This window comes from Proteus sp. CD3, assembly GCF_008808075.1.
Classification (GTDB): Bacteria; Pseudomonadota; Gammaproteobacteria; order Enterobacterales; family Enterobacteriaceae; genus Proteus; species Proteus appendicitidis.
Genome location: NZ_CP019686.1, coordinates 826,500 through 844,464 on the forward strand (window position 1 = coordinate 826,500; position 17,965 = coordinate 844,464).

Sequence of the window (17,965 nt, forward strand, 5' to 3'; positions counted from 1 at the left end):
AACTATGCGTTAAGGCATGGGATTTGTCTGAATATTAATCATTTGGCAGAAAAAAAATGTGAGTTTCGTGATCTAGGCTGTGGACAGGGAATCATCATTTTTGTTTTACTATAGCCAACGCAAAACGCTTGCGTTTATTTTCTATTTTAAAGGTAAACTTGATGTCTAAATTAAAAGGTAACGTTAAGTGGTTTAACGAAACTAAAGGTTTTGGTTTTATCACTCCAGAAGATGGCAGCAAAGATGTATTTGTACACTTTTCCGCTATTACATCAGAAGGCTTTAAAACCCTTGCTGAAGGTCAAAAAGTAGAGTTTGAAGTTACTGACGGCGCGAAAGGGCCATCTGCTGCAAACGTTGTCGCTATCTAATTAACGACTTCTTTGAGACAGTAAAAACCCGTTTTTTAACGGGTTTTTATGTATCTAGAGCAAAGCCCGTCCGAGCATTACATTTCTCGTAGTAACCAAAACGCAAAGGCGGTCATTAAAAATGAACCTGCCAAGTTAGCGCCCATAGTACCTAATGCCCATCCTATCTTTCCCTCAGTAAAGAGTGCGACAACTTCGACAGAAAAGGTTGAGAACGTCGTAAGACCGCCACAGAAGCCCGTCGTTAGCATAATTTTCCAAATAGGATCAATATGTGGCGCTTTGCTAAACCAAGCGATACCAAAGGCAATAATAAAAGCACCAATACAGTTAGCAATTAAGGTGCCTGTGGCAAAATGAGGAAAAATAGAATTTAGGCGGTAGCTAATCAGCCAGCGCAATACGCTACCTAAACCACCACCTATAAATACAGCAATTGCAATGTTAAACATGAGAGATTAATTATTATTTAACCTCAATCCCTTGAGCTTGAAGGTCAGCATGATAAGACGAGCGAACAAACGGCCCACAAGCTGCATGGGTAAAGCCCATAGCAAGTGCTTGCTCTTTCATATACTCAAACTCGTCAGGACTGACGTAGCGTTGAACAGGAAGATGGTGACGACTTGGCTGTAAATATTGCCCTAATGTCAGCATCGTTACCCCATGTTTACGCAGATCACGCATAACGTCAATAATTTCTTCGTTAGTTTCCCCAAGACCGACCATTAAACCCGACTTAGTGGGAATATTTGGGTGAGCTTGCTTAAAACGTTCTAATAATGTCAATGACCATTGATAGTTAGCGCCTGGACGTACTTGACGATAAACGCGAGGAACGTTCTCTAAGTTATGGTTGAAGACATCTGGTGGTGTATCTGTGAGGATCTCAAGTGCTTTATCCATACGACCACGGAAGTCAGGGACTAATGTTTCAATGCGGATCGTTGGATTTTTTGCACGAATTGCAGCAATACAATCAGCAAAATGTTGAGCGCCGCCATCCCGTAAATCATCGCGGTCTACAGAAGTAATTACGACGTAACGTAACCCCATATCTTTGATCGTTTGAGCGAGTTTTTCTGGCTCTTGTGGATCGGGAGCATTTGGGCGGCCATGAGCCACATCGCAGAATGGGCAACGGCGTGTACAGATTGCACCCAAGATCATAAAGGTTGCTGTTCCGTGGTTAAAGCACTCTGCAAGATTAGGGCAAGAGGCTTCTTCACAGACAGAATGAAGACCATTTTTACGCATTGCTGCTTTGATACCCTGAATTTTACTTGAGTCAGCGGGTAGCTTTATTTTCATCCAATCAGGTTTGCGTAGCAGTTGTTCTCGTTCTGTAGCGACTGTTTTAACAGGAATAAGTGCCATTTTATCGGCGTCGCGATATTTAACTCCGCGTTCCATCTGAATAGGTTTACTCATAATTGTGCCAGTTCCAGTTATCTAGAGTGATTAACACGATGTGACTGAGGTAATCAGGGTTTTAAAAAAATATGACAAATGTTAAAAAAATTATAGCATTTTTATTGCTGTGGTTGAAATCCTAGTTGTGTACAAAAATGCTTAACTAATAACGGTGCTACCTGTGACGTTGTCGTGTTCGGTGCAAAATCAATTAACTGCGTCATTTTTAGATCAGAATAACCACAAGGATTTATTCGTGTAAAAGGCGATAAATCCATATCGATATTGAGCGCAAGCCCATGAAAGGAGCAACCTTTACGAATGCGTAATCCTAAAGAGCAAATTTTATCGCCCTTTACATAAACGCCGGGTGCATCAGCGCGAGCATAAGCTTCTACATTAAACTCTGCCAGCGTATCAATAACGGTATTTTCAAGAGCGGTGACTAATTGACGAACACCTACATGATTGCGTTTTAAATCAATTAAAACATACATCACTTGTTGACCTGGGCCATGATAAGTCACTTGACCACCACGATCAGATTGAATAACTGGGATAGTTCCCGTATTTAATAAGTGTTCAGCTTTACCTGCTTGCCCTTGGGTAAAAACCTGTTCATGTTGAACGAGCCATATTTCATCAGGTGTGTGACTTTCCCGTTTTTCCGTAAACTGATGCATAGAATCAGAAACCGGTAAATAGGGTTCCACACCTAATTGGCGAATAATGATTGTCTTGTCTTGCACCGTGAAAATCTTCATTTGTAGCGTAATTGTGAAGAGCAGTATAACGCTCCAGTAAATGAACTACCAGATTGAGATGTTTTTTTTCCGAGGTAGAGTGAAAAATGAGGAAAGGCAGAAATAAAAAAGCGCCTTAATGAAAGGCGCTTTTAGAAAGTCATCTATTCAAAGAAGAGATTATAGAACCATACGTACCAGTTCAAGTTCACCTAATTCTTTATATAACGTTTCTACTTGATCGATATGAGTTGCATTGATAGTAATAGAAACAGAGTGGTAATTACCTTTGCTACTTGGTTTCACTGAAGGCGTGTAATCACCAGGCGCATGGCGCTGAATGACTTCAACGACTTGATCCACTAATTCTGGTTTTGCATGACCCATCACTTTATAAGTGAAAGAACATGGGAACTCTAACAGTTCGTTTAATTTTGTTTTCATCATAATGTAATTCCTTAAGACAACGGGTGCTGTTGTTTTAATAATTTATTTCTACACCTAATCTTAGCAAATAAAAAGCGCATTCCTTATATAATAAGGAATGCAATACTGGTAATTAGGGTAAATATGGGAATGGTAAATGTATTTCTGCCAATATCTGTATAAAAGTTATATGTGGGCGCATTTACCTTTTTCAAGCCTTAGCCAAACCAGTGTGAGAATAATAATTTAATATAGTCGATAATACGGCTAAAGAAACCACCTTCTTTTACTTCATTCATCACAACAAGCGGGCGTTGTTCAATCACTTGACCATCAAGTTGGAAATTAATTGTTCCCACAACTTGGTTTTTCGCCACTGGTGCATGTAATTCTACATTATCAAGAACATAGCTTGCTTTTAAATCTTTTAAACGACCACGAGGAATAGTTAAATAAACATCTTTATCTACCCCTAATTGTACTTTATCTGTTTCACCATACCAGATTGGCTCCGCGGCGAACTCTTTACCCACTTGCAATGGTTTTACGGTTTCAAAAAAACGAAAACCCCAAGTAAGTAATTTTTTACTTTCTGCATCTCGACCTTTAGATGAGTGACCGCCCATAACTGCAGAAATTAAACGCATATCGCCTTCAGTTGCAGAAGCGACAAGGTTATAGCCAGCAGATGCAGTATGCCCAGTTTTAATGCCATCAACGTTTAAACTGGTATCCCACAACAAACCATTTCGGTTGGTTTGGCGAATATTGTTGTAGGTGTACTCTTTTTCTTTATAGATGGCATATTCATCCGGTACATCGCGAATTAATGCAGCACCAATTAGCGCCATATCGCGAGCCGAGCTGTATTGCCCTGGAGCATCAAGACCATGAACGGTTTGGAATTGTGTATTTTGTAAACCTAGACGTTTAACGTAGTCGTTCATCATGGTCACAAACGTATCTTGGCTGCCGGCGATATAAGAGGCCATCGCAACACAAGCATCATTACCTGATTGTAAGTTAATACCACGAGTTAACTGCGCAACTGTAACTTGGTCACCCGGTTTTAAGAACATTAAAGAAGAGCCACGGAAAACAGGATTACCCGTTGCCCATGCTTCTTCACCAATGGGTACGATATCGCTATTTGAAATTTTACCAGCACGAATTGATTGACCGATAACATAGCTGGTCATCATCTTGGTTAAACTGGCAGGATCACGGCGAACATCGGCATTCATTTCAGCCAGTACTTTCCCAGAATTATAATCAATAAGAATATAAGATTCGGCTTCGATACTAGGAACAGCGGGTATCATTGTTTTTAGGGAATCTTCCGCAATACTTTGATGACTTACTGTGAGTAAAGCAAAAGTGGCACTTAATAGGCTTGTTCTTAGTAATTTTGCTGGGAGTATCTGTTTCATTCTGTTTGTTTAATCCGAAAATTCAGGGAAAAATAGGGACTGATAAATAAAATATCAGCAAATCCAGACGATTCTACGCTTGAATTTGCTGATATAAAAAGGATTTTACGTAAAATTATCCTTTATTGGGTAATAATAAATCCCGTGATATCTTTAACTTGTTTTAGCTTGTTCTTTATCGTTTCGGCTTGATCTTTAGATGAATAAGGGCCGAGTTGCACTTTATACAATCCATCTGCTTTATTGATTACACCTTGAGTGCTAAATAATGACGATAAATCATTGAGCCAAAACTGCGCATTATTTTCGTTACTGAGAGCGCCGACTTGGACATAAAAGCCTTGTGCTATAGCGTTTGAGGATAATACAGGTTTTGGTGCTTTTGTTTCTGTCTCCACAGGAGTTGGCATTGGAGCTGGCGCCGGAGTTGGCGTTTTGACTGGAACAGGAGTTGGAGCAGGTGGCTCTACGGGCATATTGTTGTTGGTAGGCGTTGATGTCGTTAATGGCGCTTGTGCTGCTGGCTGAGCATTAAAATTAGGGCGCTCAGGTAATGCCGTTGTTTTTTTCTCTATTTGCGCACCATGTGTACCAATACCACTCATATGACCAGTTTGGTCAACAACAATTCCTTCAATAAGCAATGGGGTTGTTGGCATTAAACGTAAACTATCAGAAACCGCTGGCGTGACTTGGATTTGTTTTCCATTGACGTAAGGACCACGGTCGTTAATACGTACAACCATTGTGCGTCCATTGAGCAAGTTTGTGATTTTCGCATAGCTTGGGATCGGTAATGTAGGATGTGCGACGGCAAACTCATAGGGATTAACGCGCTCACCAATGGTTGTTAAACGACTCATCGCTAAACTATCATAAACAACCGCCTCTCCTCGCTCACTGAAGTTTGCAGGATCAGTCACAATACGGTAAACCACGCCATTTTTTCGGTAATCTTGATTTGCCGTAGGGTGGTAAGGCTCGTAACGTGGCTCTGCACCGAGAACACGTTGAGCTGGCACATTGGGTAATGGTGCTGGCTGTTTATTGGTATTCGGCTTATCAATAACACACCCTGACAGTAGCAATGCACTGATACCAATCAAAACCCATTGCAGACGCATAAAAACCTCATTATAAACTTTTAGATAGTAGTTTTCGGTGTGTATGAATCGACATCACGATACCAAACCCTGCCATTAATACAATAAGGGCCGAGCCTCCATAACTCATCAGCGGTAACGGAACACCTACAACAGGAAGAATACCACTCACCATTCCTATGTTGACAAAAACATAGACAAAGAAAATTAGCATTAGCCCGCCAATCATTACTCTACCAAATGTATTTTGTGCTTTCGTTGCAAGATAAAGACCGCGCGCGATTAAGAGTATATAAAGCGTCAGTAGTATCAAAACACCAATTAATCCGAGTTCTTCAGCCAATACAGCAAAAATAAAGTCTGTATGGCGCTCTGGTAGGAATTCTAATTGAGATTGAGTGCCTTGTAACCATCCTTTTCCATGTAATCCACCAGAACCAATGGCAATTTTAGATTGGATGATATGATATCCTGCGCCAAGAGGGTCTGATTCGGGGTCAAGAAGCATCATTACCCGTGCTTGCTGGTAATCATGCATGAGGAAAAACCAAAGTATGGGGATAAAGGCGGCAACAAGTAAAATTGCGATAATAATAAGTCGCCAACTCATTCCAGCAAGGAAAAGAACAAATAGCCCTGAAGCAGCAACAAGAATGGATGTCCCCAAATCGGGCTGTGCTGCAACTAATAATGTTGGAACAAAAATAATGACCAGAGCAATGGCGGTATTACGCAACGTCGGTGGGCACACATCTCGATTCATAAATCGTGCCACCATCAAAGGAACGGCAATTTTTGCAATTTCTGAGGGCTGAAAACGTACAATACCTAAATCTAGCCAGCGTTGCGCTCCCTTGCTGATTTGCCCGAAAACATCGACAAGGACCAATAAGATGACGCAAAAGAAAAAGAGATGAGGCGCCCAACTTTCATAAACTCGGGGAGGAATTTGTGCCATGATGATCATGATCATAAACCCCATTGCAATCTGTCCTAACTTACGTTGCATCATGTCTGGATCTTGCCCACTGGCACTCCACATAATAAATGCGCTGTATCCTAATAAAGCAATAATACAAAGCAAGAATAGGGGGTCGATATGGATCCGTGTCCAGAAGGATTTTTTCTTGTTATTTTCAGTCATGAGTATTATTCCTCTGAACCACGCGGTGCTGGTGGAGAAGCTGGCAATACCGTGTTGTTATCACCAAGGAGAATGTGGTCAAGAATTTGTCTGGTAAGATCGCCAACAGAAGGACCTGCGCCACCATTTTCTAGAATAATAGAGACGGCTACGGTTGGGTTATCATAAGGCGCAAAGGCAATCATCAATTTGTGGTCACGAAGATGTTCAGCCAATTGGCTCGCATTGTAGGTTTCGTAACTAAATACCTGTGCTGTTCCCGATTTTGCTGCGACTTTATAAGGTGCATTAGCAAAACTTCTACGGCCTGTGCCATTAGGGAAGTTAGCCACACCATACATACCGTGTTTTGCTAATTCCCAATAACCTGAGTTGATATCACCAATTTGGCGTGTTTCAGTATCAACATAAGGCAACATTTCATTGCCAAGTTTTGTACCGTAAAGTAGGTGAGGGGTTTTTACTTGACCATCATTAATTAGCGTCATTAACGCCTTCGCCATTTGAATTGGCGTTGCTGTCCAATAACCTTGTCCAATCCCTACGGGGATCGTGTCACCTTGATACCAAGGCTTTTTATAACGTTGCTGTTTCCACTCACGGGTTGGCATGATGCCATTACGTTCTTCTGACAGATCAATGCCAGTATATTCACCATAGCCAAAGCGAGTCATCCAAGTTGATATACGATCAATTCCCATATCATAAGCAACTTGGTAGAAGAAGGTATCCGCAGATTCTACGATAGATTTTGTAACATTAAGTTTTCCATGTCCCCAACGTTTCCAGTCTCGGTAACGTTTTTCAGAGCCGGGAAGTTGCCACCAGCCAGGATCATGAATGGTTGTATTGGGGGTGATCACGCCTTCGCTTAATGCAGCAACTGACATAAAAGGTTTTACCGTTGAAGCTGGTGGGTAAAGCCCTTGCGTAGTACGGTTAATTAAAGGTCGATCGGGATTATTGAGTAATCCTTGATAATCGGTATTAGAGATCCCCCCAACAAATAAATTAGGGTCGTAACTTGGGTTGGAAACCAAGGCTAAAATTTCACCATTACGTGGATCAGTAACCACAACCGCAGCACGGCTGGTGGTAAGTAATGTTTCAATATAAGTCTGTAACTCAAGGTCGATAGTTAAATAAATATCTTTGCCCGCTTGTGGCGGTTGCTCATGTAATTGACGAATAACACGACCACGGCTATTGACTTCCACTTCTTCATAGCCAGTTTTACCATGTAAAACCGATTCGTAATAACGCTCAATCCCTAATTTACCAATATCATGTGTTGAAGCGTAATTGGCATATAAGCCTTCTTTTTCAAGGCGTTCAACATCCTTATCATTAATTTTAGCAACATAGCCAATAACATGCGTTAATGCAGAGCCATAAGGATAATAACGGCGTTGAATACCTTTTATTTCTAAACCAGGATAGCGATATTGATTAATAGCAAAACGAGCGACTTGCACTTGGTTCAGTGCTGTTTTTAATACAATTTGGGTGAAGCGGCGTGCTCTTTTACGCTCTTTTTCAAAATTAGCAATGTCTTCATCACTTAAATCGACAACCTCTCTTAAACTATCTAACGTTTCTTGTAGATTGGCGACTTTCTCAGGCATTATTTCGAGCTGATAAATAGTACTATTTAGCGCAAGAGGAACGCCTTTGCGATCATAGATAATACCGCGACTAGGTGGAATAGGGACTAGCTTAATACGGTTACCATTAGACCGAGTTTGGTAATCATCATGGCGAGCAATTTGTAAGTGGTGTAAGTTAAACACTAAAATACCACTTAGCACTATAATTACAGAAAACGCGACAATAACACGGCGGATGAAAAGTTTGGATTCCGCTGTATAATCTCGAAATGGGGTACGTTTTCTTTTCTTCATCCCATTAGTTGACTTCACTTACTTACCCGCCAAAATTTATTATTCCCGATGATAAGGATGGTTTGTGGTAATACTCCACGCACGGTAAAGGCTTTCCGCTACGACAACGCGAACTAGAGGATGTGGCATGGTTAATGGCGATAAAGACCAGCTTTGTTCTGCTGCCGCTTTACATGCTGGTGCTAATCCTTCGGGACCACCAATGAGTAAGCTGACATTTCTTCCATCAAGCTTCCATCGATCAAGTTGTTCTGCAAGTTTTGGCGTATCCCAGCGAGCGCCAGGAATATCGAGAGTAACGATTCGATTTCCTTTTCCTACTGCTGCTAACATTTGTTCACCTTCTTTTTCGAGAATACGTTTAATATCCGCATTCTTCCCACGCTTGCCAGCGGGGATCTCGATAAGTTCTAAAGGCATGTCTTTTGGGAATCGATTAAGATAATCCATAAAGCCGGTCTGTATCCAGTCCGGCATTTTTGTACCAACGGCAATGAGCTGTAATTTCAAACTCAGCTCCAGAGTTTTTCAAGTTCGTACATACGGCGACTATCTTCTTGCATGACGTGTACCATGGCTTCACCAAGATCAACGACAATCCAGTCAGAAACGCCTTGTCCTTCAACACCTAAAGGTTGTAATCCCGCTTCGCGGCAATCATCAACGAGATTATCTGCAACAGACATGAGGTGTCTGCTTGATGTGCCCGTACAAATAATCATGTAATCAGTTACACTTGATTTTCCGCGGACATCTAATGCAATAATGTCTTGAGCTTTAGAATCTTCAAGTTTATCAATAATAAATTGCTGTAATTCAGAACCTTGCAAAAGGATCACCTTTAATCTAATGAGTTAATTCAATCGAAAAATAACATACTCGTGATACTTCAAGTTGCAGCGTTGTTGACTACATTTATTCGCACTAGTTATATACTTTGATATGCTCCTAGCGACTTACTCTATTTGTTGTCTAACTGCGCCTCAAATTATTTAGAATATGAATGCTATTTTAAAGGAATTTATACCAATAAATCTATTTTACTGGATGATTAATTCCAGTTAGCAATAACAAGAACATAAACTTCATTTTCTTGTTTTTCGACGTTTGATTTAGAAAAATTCATATATGCCCATTAACTGCGTCATAATAAATAACAAAAAGAAGGCAGATAAGAACTTTTCCGTTTAGACGACAGTTTTACCTTACAGTTCCCTTAAGGGAACAGAGGGTGAGAATAACAGCTAAACCTCGTCTGTCAATGCTGATTAAATACCTAATTAGCGTGTTTTGACTTTGTTACGTTGAGATTATACAGACTAATACTCATACTTTTTAGTTAGAGAGAAAAAGAATGGAAAGAAAAGAAAATTATCTCGGGCTATCTTCAGAAATTGTGAGTAACAACGATTGCCAATTACAAGAAAAGTTAGCATTACTTTGTCATGCCGTTAAAGATGAAAAAATAGGCATTATGCAGATAGATCTCCAAAACAGAGATCATCCGTTGCCGATTTATGGTTATATCGGAAAAGAAGGGGACCGACTTGTTTCTCCATCAAATTTTATCTTACCTCAATTAAGTCTTGAGCAGCTTTTACAGCCTATTTTTCTCGATCACTTTCTTACTCAATTCTTTACACTATGCGATTATCAACAACAGGTTAATCAATCACTAAGTAAAGGGGCTTTGATTAAATTCCATAGTCGATATAAATATTTAGTTATGGCTTATTCACAAGTGGCTTATCGTGAATTAGGGCGTTATCTCGCTAATCTCTCTGACAAAACTTCCCTTGACGAAATTGCATCGACATATCAACAAAAGCTAATGAGGGCATTAAGCGTTGCTCCAAATCGAGAAGGGCAAACTAATGCATTAATGCATATGGCGGGGTATTTTAAGCGAGATCTGAGTTCGCAACAGAAACAAGAAATGTCACAGACAATTTTGCTATATCGTCAAGGTGTAGTGCCTTTCTCTAAACCTTATGATTTACTCCAATATTGGTTAACCATTTATCCTGATGACTATTTGATTAATCAACGCTATTTTTCGCCTTATCCATCTGCTTTTAATTATTTAAGAGAACAACTTTAAAAAGCATAGGTTATTTATAAAGTTGTTGTTGGCGAATATAGTTTTCAACGGAGCTGGGGAGTAAATCGCGGCAATCTAAACCTGCTTTGTGGCGCGCACGAATGTCTGTCGCTGAAATATTATAAAGTGGTGTGTCAGCAAGGAATATTTTACCTGCGGGTAAGCAATGAATATCTTCTTGCTGTTTGGTTTGGTGCTTTTCTAACCATGCTTGCATTTGCGCTGATCCAAAATGCGTTTGATAGCCAGGACGAGCGCAAACTAATAAATGGCACACGTCTAATAAACTTTCCCATTTGTGCCATGTATTTATTGAAAGCAATGAATCTTGACCAATAATAAAGGCTAAAGGTTGTTTATCGCCAATTTCTTGTCTGAAGTCTCTTAATGTCTCTATGCTATAAGAGGGCGTTGGTTTTTCAAGCTCGCGGGTATCCACTTTAAAAGAAGAATATGGTTCGAGTGCGAGGCGTACCATTTCAAGACGTTGTTGAGAAGATGCCTCTGGTTGAGGGCGATGAGGTGGAATATTGTTAGGTAACCAAATCACTTCTTTTAAACCAATTAATCCTGAAAGTGCTTCAACCGGACGCAAATGCCCATAATGAATAGGATCAAATGTACCACCATATAAAGCGATGGCTTGGTTAATTAAAGGTGTTGAGTGATTGGTTTTAGGCATGACTGACAAATCCTTCTGGTAATGCTTTTCCACAAAGTAATAAGCCCAGAGCGCTAAGCGAGGGCCAAACTGCCTGTCCGTAATCTTGCTTAATTGTAATTTCAATTGTTGCAAGTAATCGTATTGCTGTCAGCAATTGATGTTCAGATAAGCGCTGTAGTGCTGCTGTGAATATTGGGCGTCGATTTTGCCAAATTCGATGTTTATCAAAAATCGTTTTTAACGAAGCTGTTTTAGATTCACGATGTAGCGTAATCAACTGCATTAATTCACGTTGTAAAGTTCTGAGTAAAATAACAGGTTCAGAGTCTTCTCTTTTGAGTTGTTGCAAGATATGCCATGCACGTTGCGTTTTCCCTGCAAGTAATGCATCAACCCAGTGATAAGGGGTAAAATGTGACGCGTCATTGACCGCTGCTTCGACTCTTGGGAGTGTTAGCTTTCCGTCAGGGTACAATAGAGAAAGGCGCTCGATGGCTTGTGCTAGTGCGAGTAAATTCCCTTCATAACAGTAGCAAAGTAATTGATTACCTTGTTCATCCAGCGCTAACCCTTTTTGTTTTGCTCGACGCGCAACCCAATTAGGCAATTTATCAAGCTCCGGTGTCAGGCAAGAAACATAGGTTCCATGTTGGCTTAATGTTTTAAACCATTCACTGTTTTCTTGCGCTTTGGTGAGTTTATTGCCACGTAAAATCAACAATAAATCTTGATGCAATTCTTGAGATAGGCGAGTGAGTTTCTCTGACATCACTGCATTGGGGCCATTTTCAGGTAAATGCAGTAAAAGAGATTGTCTTTGAGAAAAAAGGCTTAGCGATTGACAAAGCGAGTAAATTTCATTCCAGTCCGTATTATTATCAAGGGTAAATTGATAATGCTCGATAAATCCTTGGGATTTAGCTACGGATTGAATAGCATCTTGAGACTCTTGGAGTAACAGCGGTTCATTACCCCAGAGTAGGTAACTTTGGCGCAGCCCCTCTTGGAGCTGCGCATTCAGTTGTTCTGGATATAAGCGGATCATTTGGCTGGTGAGATTATCTGTTTTGCCTGCTCAGCTTGTGCGGCTTTTTGGCGTTCAGCGTTATGAACAACCAATAATTTACGCACTAATATTGCTGTCGCTTGTTCACGCATCTCTTGCTTGATAATGTCATTTTCAGCATCTTTCGCTAATGCTTCTAATGGGTTATCGAAGAATGGGCGTGAAACCTGTGATGAAATTGGGTAAATCGTACCATCAGGCATAATCACTTGTGCATCAAGCACAAATGTTAACTGACGTTCTGCTGATTTACCGTCTTGATACACAGAGACGGTCTCTTTACTTTCTGATGAACCAATAATTTTAAGAATAGGGATATTGGCTGTTGGATTTTCAACAAGCTGAACACCACTAAGTCTAAGTTGTTGACGCATTATACGAGATAATGGGCCATAAGGGTCACCAGAGCTAAGATAAAGCGTTTTTAATTCTGCTGGAACCTGAGTTTTACCTTGAAGGTGAAAACCACAGCCAGCGGTGATTAACACCGCTAAACCGAAAAATAGCGAAAGTAGATATCGCACTAGGCCTCCTTATCAGCCAACAACCATGTTCAGTAATTTTCCTGGAACATAGATGACTTTACGAATAGTCACATCTTCCAAGTATTTAGCAACACTGTACTCTTTTGTCGCCATTTCCTGAACATATTCTTTTTCTGAATTAGCCGGAACAGTGACTCGACCACGCACTTTACCATTCACTTGAACGATGATCAGTTTGGTGTCATCGACCATTGCTTCTTCATCAGCAACCGGCCATGGTGCAACATCAACGTCCTCTTTTCCACCTAATGCTTGCCACATAACGAAACATGCATGAGGGATGATTGGAGAAAGCATACGAACAATAGCTTCTAATGCTTCTTGCATTAAAGCACGATCTTGCTCTGTTTCTTGTGTTGCACGAGTTAATTTATTCATTAACTCCATAATGGCGGCAATCGCGGTGTTAAAGGCTAAACGACGACCTACGTCATCAGATACTTTCGCAATTGTTTTATGTAAGTCACGACGTAAATCTTTTTGTTCTTCTGTCAGTGCAGAAAGATCAAGAGGCTGTGTCGCTCCTTTTTGAGAGTGTTCGTGAACTAAACGCCATAAACGACGTAAGAAACGGTTTGCACCTTCAACGCTAGATTCCTGCCATTCCAGTGTTAATTCTGGTGGAGCAGCAAACATCATAAATAAACGAACGGTATCTGCACCATAACGTTCAACCATCGTTTGTGGGTCGATACCGTTATTTTTAGATTTAGACATTTTGCTCATGCCAGCATAAGTCAATTCATGACCTTCGCTGTCAGTCGCTTTAATGATGCGATTTTTCTCATCACGTTCAACAATAGCTTCAGCAGGAGATACCCAATGGCGAGCGCCATCTTCACCCGTGTGATAGAACGCATCCGCTAATACCATGCCTTGACAAAGTAAGCGTTTTGCAGGTTCATCAGAGTTTACTAAACCAGCATCACGCATCAGCTTATGGAAGAAGCGGAAATACATTAAGTGCATGATTGCGTGTTCAATACCACCGATATACCAGTCAACTGGTAACCAATAGTTAGCGGCTTTCGGATCTAACATGCCTTTATCATAATCAGGGCAGGTATAACGAGCGTAATACCAAGAAGATTCCATAAAGGTGTCAAAAGTATCTGTTTCACGCAGCGCTGGCTGACCATTGATTGTGGTTTTTGCCCACTCAGGATCTGCTTTGATTGGGCTGGTGATCCCGTCCATTTTTACATCTTCTGGCAGGATAACAGGGAGTTGATCTTCAGGAACAGGAACAACAGTACCATCTTCTAAAGTCGCCATTGGAATTGGCGCACCCCAGTAACGTTGACGAGAAACCCCCCAGTCACGTAAACGGTAGTTAACTTTGCGCTCACCAACACCCATTTGTGCCAGTTTATCTGCAATTGCATTAAAGCCAGCTTGGTTGTCTAATCCAGAGAATTCACCAGAGTTAATCAGGCTATTTTTTTCGGTTAATGCACCTTCAGATAAGTCAGGTTGATTACCTTCGGCATCCGCAATAACAGCTTTAATAGGTAAATTGTATTTAGTTGCAAATTCCCAGTCACGTTCATCATGACCTGGAACCGCCATTACAGCACCTGTGCCGTATTCCATTAATACAAAGTTAGCAACCCAAATAGCGACTTTCTCTTTAGTCAATGGATGAATAGCATAAAGACCTGTTGCAATCCCTTTTTTCTCCATTGTTGCCATATCGGCTTCTGCCATTTTCATGTTACGGCATTCATCAATGAAGTGTTGAACTTCAGGATTATTTTGAGCAGCTTTTTGTGCTAATGGGTGACCTGCTGCAACGGCAACATAAGTGACACCCATAAATGTATCAGGACGCGTTGTATAAACGGTCATTGTGTCGTTGCTGTCAGCAACATCAAATTTAATTTCGACGCCTTCAGAACGACCAATCCAGTTACGTTGCATGGTCTTAACTTGTTCAGGCCATTCATCTAACGTATCTAAATCGTTTAACAGCTCTTCTGCATATTCGGTAATTTTGATAAACCACTGTGGAATTTCTTTACGCTCAACAGGGGTATCACAACGCCAGCAGCAGCCATCGATAACTTGTTCGTTGGCTAAAACTGTTAAGTCGTGTGGACACCAGTTAACCGCAGAGGTTTTTTTATAAACTAAGCCTTTTTCATATAACTTAGTAAAGAACCATTGTTCCCAGCGATAATATTCTGGTGTGCAGGTAGTGACTTCACGATCCCAATCGTAACCAAAACCTAGTTTTTTTAACTGGTTTTTCATGTAATTGATGTTTTCGTAAGTCCATGGTGCAGGGGCTGTTTTATTTTTTACTGCGGCACCTTCTGCGGGTAAACCAAACGCATCCCAACCAATAGGTTGTAAGACGTTTTTACCTAGCATACGTTGATAACGGGAAATCACGTCACCAATGGTGTAGTTACGGACGTGTCCCATGTGTAGTCGGCCAGAAGGATAAGGTAGCATTGACAGGCAGTAATATTTTTCTTTGTTATTATCTTCTGTCACTTTAAATGTATTGTTCTTTTCCCAGTGTTCCTGGATAGTTTGCTCTATATCTTCGGGACGATATTGTTCTTGCATGGCACCGATAATCCTATGGTGAATTAATGGCTACCGGAGGGTAACCGCTATTATGAAATTAAGACTTGCATAGCATAGCTGATTTTGTCTAATAGCCACAACTATTGATCTCAATGAAAGCCACTGTTTGCATAACTTTTTCAACACAATTGCGAGATATCTTGGAAAGAGCTAAGGCAAAAAGATAATAAATGCGTATTTCCTGAGAAAATAATAGTGATATTGCGAAAAAAGAAGATTATTTGATATTTAATTGCGAGGTTAATCGAAATTATTATTTTGAGCTGACGTGCTAAAAAAGCACGTCAGCAGAGGGGATGTGGGAATTAGTGTAGAATTTTAGCGAGGAAATCTTTTGCTCGTGCTGATTTTGGATTATCAAAAAAGTCATTTTTAGGTCTATCTTCCACAATTCGACCTTCGTCCATAAAAATAATACGGTCAGCAACTTTTTTAGCAAACCCCATCTCATGGGTTACTACCATCATCGTCATACCTTCATTTGCAAGCTCTACCATTACATCAAGTACTTCATTAATCATTTCAGGATCAAGCGCTGATGTCGGTTCATCAAATAACATTGCAATCGGATCCATACATAATGCGCGGGCGATGGCAACACGTTGTTGTTGACCACCTGAAAGCTGTGCTGGATATTTGTTAGCATGGCTTGCTAATCCAACTCGCTCTAATAGCTTTAACCCTTTCTCTTTTGCGGCTCCTTTCTCTCTATTAAGCACTTTAACTTGTGCCAGTGTAAGATTTTCAATAATAGAGAGGTGAGGGAAGAGTTCAAAATGTTGGAATACCATACCCACTTTTGCTCGTAATTTGGCAAGATCAGTATGCTTGTCATTGACTTTGATTTCATTAACAAGGATCTCGCCTTGTTGTATAGGCTCTAAGCCATTTACTGTTTTGATCAGTGTTGATTTACCTGATCCAGAAGGTCCACAGACAACAACAACTTCCCCCTTTTTAACTTCAGTGGAACATTCAGTCAGTACTTGAAACTGACCATACCATTTGGATACGTCTTTTAGGGAAATCATCTAGGTAGTCCTTTTTTTAAGAAAATTTACTAACATCGAAGCAGCGAAGCTAATAACAAAATAAACAAAACCAGCAAAGAGGATCATTTCAACTTGTGTTCCATCTCGTTCTCCAATATTTGCCGCTGTTCTGAAAAAGTCAGTAAGACTTAAAACGTAAACTAAGGATGTATCTTGGAACAATACAATTCCTTGAGTCAGTAAAAGCGGGATCATGGCTCGAAAGGCTTGAGGTAGGATCACTAAACGCATGGTTTGTGATTTAGTCATACCTAACGCGAGTGAGGCTGAAAATTGTCCTTTGCTAACACTTTGAATACCTGCTCTTATAATTTCAGAGTAATAAGCTGCTTCAAATAAAGAGAACGCTATCATTGCTGAAATTAAACGGATATCACTTTTCGGTGAAAGCCCTAGAACATTTTGTAATATGTTAGGCACAATTAAATAAAACCACAGCAATACCATGACTAATGGAATAGAGCGGAAAGTATTAACGTAAGCGGCTGCAAACCAGCTAATAGGCTTAAAGGTAGATAGGCGCATAACAGCAAGCACCGTTCCCCATAAAATACCAACCACAATAGCAGTGATAGTAATTTTTAGTGTGATAGCCATACCATCAACTAAAAATGGTAGGCTTGGAACAACAGAACTCCAGTCAAATTCGTACATTATTGACCTCCTGTTGTGCCGGGTAAGCGGACGCGTTTTTCAAGCCAATGCATTATTAGCATAATAATGACATTGATAAATACATAGGCCAGTGTGATTGCAGTGAATGACTCATACGCTTTTGCTGAATAATCGAGGAGTTTATTCGCTTGTGCTGCCATATCAATAAGACCGATAGTAGAGGCAATCGCAGAGTTTTTCACGAGATTGAGCATTTCGGATGTCATTGGTGGAATAATGACTCGGTATGCATTGGGTAATAAAACATAACGATAAGTTTGGGGTAAAGTTAAACCCAGTGCTAAGCCTGCCGCTTTTTGACCACGGGGTAATGAATTTATTGCGGCTCTAACTTGTTCACACATACGCGCTGCGGTAAATAAACCTAAGCAGAGTGCTGATGAGACAAAAAATTGCACATTTGGCGCTAAGTCCATTTTAAACCAATCGCCAATAGATTGAGGTAATAGTTCAGGAATGACGAGATACCACGTAAAGAATTGAACAATAAGTGGTACGTTACGAAATAACTCAACATAAACAGTGCCTAAGCTTGAAAGCCAGCGATTAGGTACTGTACGTAAAATTCCGAATAAAGAACCGACAAGAAAGGCAATAACCCAAGCGCATAAAGATAAGGCAATGGTGACTTGAAAGCCAGAAATCAGCCATCCTAAGTATGTGGTGTTTCCGAAAGGGGCTTCTTGGAAGAATATCCCCCAATCCCAATCAATCGACATGATTTCACCTCCGGTGA

19 protein-coding genes are annotated in these 17,965 nt (G+C 40.5%); 2 read left to right on the forward strand and 17 right to left on the reverse strand.

Annotation, left to right across the window (positions count from 1 at the left end; all coding sequences use genetic code 11):
* Positions 1-161 precede the first annotated feature (161 nt).
* A complete protein-coding gene (gene cspE, locus BTA34_RS03645; protein WP_023581133.1) occupies positions 162-371 on the forward strand; it encodes a transcription antiterminator/RNA stability regulator CspE in 210 nt (69 codons plus the stop codon).
* A 77-nt stretch (positions 372-448) separates the two neighbouring features.
* On the opposite strand, the gene crcB is transcribed toward cspE, so the two are convergent.
* From crcB to rsfS, 10 genes are all read right to left on the reverse strand, one after another.
* On the reverse strand, positions 449-823 hold the full coding sequence (crcB, locus tag BTA34_RS03650) for a fluoride efflux transporter CrcB (protein WP_151434537.1): 375 nt from the start codon (positions 821-823) through the stop codon (positions 449-451).
* A gap of 13 nt (positions 824-836) precedes the next feature.
* Positions 837-1,802: a lipoyl synthase gene (lipA, locus tag BTA34_RS03655; RefSeq protein WP_151434538.1), complete on the reverse strand. Its 966-nt coding sequence runs from the start codon at positions 1,800-1,802 to the stop codon at positions 837-839.
* A gap of 101 nt (positions 1,803-1,903) precedes the next feature.
* Positions 1,904-2,548, reverse strand: coding sequence for a lipoyl(octanoyl) transferase LipB (gene lipB, locus BTA34_RS03660; RefSeq protein WP_151434539.1), 645 nt, complete (start codon positions 2,546-2,548; stop codon positions 1,904-1,906).
* Between the two features lie 159 nt (positions 2,549-2,707).
* Complete coding sequence (ybeD, locus tag BTA34_RS03665; RefSeq protein WP_036912266.1) at positions 2,708-2,971, reverse strand: DUF493 family protein YbeD; 264 nt, start codon at positions 2,969-2,971, stop codon at positions 2,708-2,710.
* A 200-nt stretch (positions 2,972-3,171) separates the two neighbouring features.
* Positions 3,172-4,383: a D-alanyl-D-alanine carboxypeptidase DacA gene (dacA, locus tag BTA34_RS03670; protein ID WP_151434540.1), complete on the reverse strand. Its 1,212-nt coding sequence runs from the start codon at positions 4,381-4,383 to the stop codon at positions 3,172-3,174.
* A gap of 122 nt (positions 4,384-4,505) precedes the next feature.
* Positions 4,506-5,507, reverse strand: coding sequence for an endolytic peptidoglycan transglycosylase RlpA (gene rlpA, locus BTA34_RS03675; RefSeq protein ID WP_151434541.1), 1,002 nt, complete (start codon positions 5,505-5,507; stop codon positions 4,506-4,508).
* A gap of 10 nt (positions 5,508-5,517) precedes the next feature.
* Positions 5,518-6,630 carry a peptidoglycan glycosyltransferase MrdB gene (gene mrdB / locus BTA34_RS03680; RefSeq protein WP_151434542.1) on the reverse strand — a complete coding sequence of 371 codons (1,113 nt, stop codon included), beginning with the start codon at positions 6,628-6,630 and terminating at the stop codon, positions 5,518-5,520.
* 5 nt (positions 6,631-6,635) lie between these two features.
* Positions 6,636-8,531, reverse strand: coding sequence for a peptidoglycan DD-transpeptidase MrdA (gene mrdA / locus BTA34_RS03685; protein ID WP_151436726.1), 1,896 nt, complete (start codon positions 8,529-8,531; stop codon positions 6,636-6,638).
* A 39-nt stretch (positions 8,532-8,570) separates the two neighbouring features.
* Positions 8,571-9,041: a 23S rRNA (pseudouridine(1915)-N(3))-methyltransferase RlmH gene (gene rlmH, locus BTA34_RS03690; protein ID WP_004246050.1), complete on the reverse strand. Its 471-nt coding sequence runs from the start codon at positions 9,039-9,041 to the stop codon at positions 8,571-8,573.
* A 2-nt stretch (positions 9,042-9,043) separates the two neighbouring features.
* A complete protein-coding gene (gene rsfS / locus BTA34_RS03695) occupies positions 9,044-9,370 on the reverse strand; it encodes a ribosome silencing factor (protein WP_006537732.1) in 327 nt (108 codons plus the stop codon).
* Positions 9,371-9,885: 515 nt separating this feature from the next.
* On the opposite strand from rsfS, the gene BTA34_RS03700 reads away from it, so the two are divergent.
* The gene (locus BTA34_RS03700; RefSeq protein WP_151434543.1) at positions 9,886-10,632 is read left to right on the forward strand and encodes a YbgA family protein; all 747 of its coding nucleotides are present in this window, start codon (positions 9,886-9,888) and stop codon (positions 10,630-10,632) included.
* Positions 10,633-10,642: 10 nt separating this feature from the next.
* On the opposite strand, the gene nadD is transcribed toward BTA34_RS03700, so the two are convergent.
* The 7 genes from nadD to BTA34_RS03735 all read right to left on the reverse strand — a co-directional run bounded on the left by nadD (position 10,643) and on the right by BTA34_RS03735 (position 17,948).
* Complete coding sequence (gene nadD / locus BTA34_RS03705) at positions 10,643-11,314, reverse strand: nicotinate-nucleotide adenylyltransferase (RefSeq protein WP_151434544.1); 672 nt, start codon at positions 11,312-11,314, stop codon at positions 10,643-10,645.
* Positions 11,307-12,341 carry a DNA polymerase III subunit delta gene (gene holA, locus BTA34_RS03710; protein ID WP_151434545.1) on the reverse strand — a complete coding sequence of 345 codons (1,035 nt, stop codon included), beginning with the start codon at positions 12,339-12,341 and terminating at the stop codon, positions 11,307-11,309. Before holA ends, nadD begins: the two co-directional genes overlap by 8 nt.
* Positions 12,338-12,886: an LPS assembly lipoprotein LptE gene (gene lptE, locus BTA34_RS03715; protein WP_151434546.1), complete on the reverse strand. Its 549-nt coding sequence runs from the start codon at positions 12,884-12,886 to the stop codon at positions 12,338-12,340. Before lptE ends, holA begins: the two co-directional genes overlap by 4 nt.
* A gap of 12 nt (positions 12,887-12,898) precedes the next feature.
* Positions 12,899-15,481, reverse strand: coding sequence for a leucine--tRNA ligase (gene leuS / locus BTA34_RS03720; RefSeq protein ID WP_151434547.1), 2,583 nt, complete (start codon positions 15,479-15,481; stop codon positions 12,899-12,901).
* Between the two features lie 326 nt (positions 15,482-15,807).
* Positions 15,808-16,533 (reverse strand): amino acid ABC transporter ATP-binding protein, encoded by a 726-nt coding sequence (locus BTA34_RS03725; RefSeq protein ID WP_099075883.1) that lies wholly within the window; start codon positions 16,531-16,533, stop codon positions 15,808-15,810.
* A complete protein-coding gene (gltK, locus tag BTA34_RS03730; RefSeq protein ID WP_006537724.1) occupies positions 16,534-17,208 on the reverse strand; it encodes a glutamate/aspartate ABC transporter permease GltK in 675 nt (224 codons plus the stop codon).
* Positions 17,208-17,948, reverse strand: a complete 741-nt coding sequence (locus BTA34_RS03735) for an amino acid ABC transporter permease (RefSeq protein ID WP_069370058.1) — start codon at positions 17,946-17,948, stop codon at positions 17,208-17,210. Before BTA34_RS03735 ends, gltK begins: the two co-directional genes overlap by 1 nt.
* Positions 17,949-17,965: the final 17 nt, after the last annotated feature.